Origin of the sequence: Streptomyces swartbergensis, from assembly GCF_002148965.1 — a bacterium.
Classification (GTDB): domain Bacteria; phylum Actinomycetota; class Actinomycetes; order Streptomycetales; family Streptomycetaceae; genus Streptomyces; species Streptomyces swartbergensis.
This window is the reverse complement of the sequence record NZ_NGFN01000577.1, coordinates 1-2,932: the sequence shown is the minus strand read 5'-3', so window position 1 is coordinate 2,932 and position 2,932 is coordinate 1. Positions and strand designations below refer to the sequence as shown.

The following is a 2,932-nucleotide window of genomic DNA, read 5'->3' as shown; positions in this document are numbered from 1 at the left end:
GGGTGCGGGTGGTGGAGCGAAGAGCGGTTGCCGCGCGGTCGCGGGCGTCGGCCTTGCGGTAGAGGCGGGCGCGGCCTTCGGCGGTTTCGGAGGCGCGGATCGCCACGGGGAGTTTTTCGGGCACGAGGGGCCCGAGTCGGCGTGCCCGCCAGAGGGCGGCCAGGGCTGCGGCGATGAAGAGTTGCAGGGTGCCCCAGAGCCAGCCCGAGGGGAGCAGGTCGAAGAAGCTGCGTTCGTCGTCGCTGCCGGTGGCCGAGGTGTCGGAGAGCGAGGGGAGGTACCAGACCAGATGGGGGCGGGAGCCGAGGAGTTGGAGGGCGAGCGAGGCGTTGCCCTGCTTGTCGAGACGGTCGTTGAGGAGGATGTCGGGCGCGCCGAGGACGACGGTGTCGCCGTCCCCGGTGGGGGCCGGGATACGCAGCAGGGTGGCCAGGCGCTCGCTGGTGTAGCACTTGTCGGCGTCGAGGTGGGTGGTGGTGTAGCGGACGCCGCCCGTGTCGGCGGTGCCCGCGCGCTGGGCGGCGGGCAGGTCGCAGTCGGGGGAGAGCGTCGAGTCGAGGCTGGTGGCGGGGTCGGCGGTGACGCCGGGGGCGAGTCGTTCGACGGACGCGCTGCCGGGGGCGACCAGTACGGTACGGCCGCCGGAGTCGGCGAACGCGTTGTGCAGACGGGACTGCTGACTTCGGCTCAGCAGGTCGGGGACGGCGACCAGGAGGGTCGTGTCCGGGCCGGCTGCGGCGGCTGCCTCGTCCAGGGTGGTGACCACGCGTGTGTTCACGCCCCGGTCGGCGAGGAGTTCGGCGACGGCGCGGCTGCCGTTGGGGTCGGCGGAGCGCGGGTCGAGTTCGCCGTGCCGGGCGTCGGAGCGGATCACGGCGATGGCGACGGCTCCCACCAGGAGCAGCACGAGGGCGAGCGCGATGCCGCGCGCGCGGGTCCATACCTGGCGTGCGGTGGGCGAGGCCGAGGTGGACGGGAGCGTGGCCTCGGTGGTCATTCGGCGGCTCCCTGGCGGGTGTGGGGGGCCGTGCTGTGGGCGCTGCTGCTCGCGAGCTGGGGCTTGGTGCGTTCCAGGTCGCGGTCGAGTTCGGCGATGCGGAGGTACGACTGTTCGGTCGCCGACCGGCCGCCGTACGTCACGTCGTCGAAGTCGCGGGCCGCGGCGCGCAGTCGGTCGGTGTGGGCGGGCAGGGCCCGGCCGGCTTCCGCGGCGGCCTCGTCGGCGGTGCGGCCTGGGCGGACGTCGAGGAGGGCGCGTTCCTCCAGGGCACGGACTAGGGCCCGCATGCGTTCCTGGACGGCCTGGTTCCAGTGGCCCTGGGCGGCGTGTGCCTCGGCGGCTGCGCGGTGGTCGGCGGCGCTGCGAGGGCGGTCGTCGAACAGCGTGGCGGAGGAGGTGGGTTGGCGGTGGGGGGTGCCCAGGCGCCACCACAGGGCGGCCAGGACCGCGACGACGGCCAGGATGATGACGGTCAGGCCGAGTGTTCCGCCGGGTGCCGCGGTGGAGGCGGCGTTGAACAGTTTGTCGAGCCACTCCCAGAAGGCGTCGAGGGCGCGCTGGAACAGGCTGGGGTCGTCCTCGTGGTACATCCGCTTGGACAGCTCGCGCCGGGCCGCCTCGCGCGCGGGGTCGCGCGGTGTGGTGAGGGGCGGTTCGTCGGCGGAGCGTGCCGACGACAGCACCGAGGTGTCGCCGGCGCGCAGCACTGTGCGTATGGCGGCGCGTGGCAGCGCCGTTGTGAGAACTTCCCCCGCCCAGCTCACCGCATCAGCTCCCCGGAGTGGCGCCTGGGGCGTTGGGGCCGTAGCCCTGGACGCCGGCGGCGCGGGCCAGTTCGAGGTCGAGGGCCTCGCGGCGGATGCGCTGGTCGATGTAGAGGAGCACGGTGACGCCCGCCGTGATCGGGAACGTGATCATGGAGCCGATCACCGAGCCGATGCCGGTGACGATGAGGAACGTCCAGCCGAGGCTGCCGACACCCGAGTTGAGCCAGCCGGTGATGCCGTCGCCGCTCAGGGCCCCGGCGAGGAAGGTGAACGGGATGACGATGATCGAGGCGACGACGTTCGCGATGATCGTGGCGAGCAGCTGGATGCCGAAGATCCGCCACCAGGTGCCCCGGACCAGCTTCGTGGAGCGGCTCAGCGCCTTCTTGATGCCCTGCTTCTCCAGCATCAGGGCGGGCGAGGCCAGGGAGAAGCGGATCATCAGCCAGAGGGCGACGATGCCGGCGCCGATGATGCCCAGGACGGTCAGGGCGACGCCCGCACCGGTGCTCCCGGCGACGCTGACGAGGATGCCGGGCAGGGTGCCCACGGTGACGATGCCTGCGGTGATGAGCAGCAACAGGCAGATGAGACCGAAGAGTTTGACGACCTGAGGGCGGGCGTCCCGCCAGGCCTCGCCGATGGTCACCGACTTGCCGAGCACGGCGCGGCTGGTGACGGTGGTGAGCAGTGCGGTCGCGATGACGGTGCCGACCAGGGAGATGACGAAGACGACGGTGGAGTTGAGCATGGCGTCGCCCATGGCGCGGCTCAGTTCGCTGAGGGTGGCGCTCGGGTCGTTGAGGGCATCGGTGCTGGAGTCGTCCAGGACGAGGCCCTGGAACAGCACGACGATGATCTCGGTGATGACCGCGACGGTCAGGGAGATGCCCAGGACCGTGCGCCAGTAGGTGCGCATGGTGGAGACCGCGCCGTCGAGGATCTCGCCCACGCCGAGCGGGCGGAGCGGGATCACGCCGGGCTTGGCCGCGGGCGGGGGGCCGCCCCAGGCGCTGCCCCAGCCGCCGGGGCCGCCGGGGGCTCCGTATCCGCCGGGGCCTCCTGCACCGCCGGGACCGTATCCGCCGGGGCCGCCAGGGCCGTATCCGCCGGGGGGCTGGGTCACCCAGCCCACCGGCGGCTACGGCCCTGGCGGCCCCGGCGG

Annotated in this window: 2 protein-coding genes and 1 pseudogene; all 3 read right to left on the bottom strand. The window is 73.0% G+C overall.

The genetic code is table 11. The features are described 5' to 3' along the window. Positions 1-997: DUF4350 domain-containing protein (locus CA983_RS42270; protein ID WP_086605935.1), on the bottom strand; the 997-nt coding region annotated here is incomplete at its 3' end. Further along, positions 994-1,716: a DUF4129 domain-containing protein gene (locus CA983_RS42265; protein ID WP_425276514.1), complete on the bottom strand. Its 723-nt coding sequence runs from the start codon at positions 1,714-1,716 to the stop codon at positions 994-996. The genes CA983_RS42270 and CA983_RS42265, both read right to left, overlap by 4 nt. A 52-nt stretch (positions 1,717-1,768) precedes the next feature. Further along, positions 1,769-2,908, bottom strand: a pseudogene (locus CA983_RS42260) (DUF7847 domain-containing protein); the annotation flags it as partial. Positions 2,909-2,932: the final 24 nt, after the last annotated feature.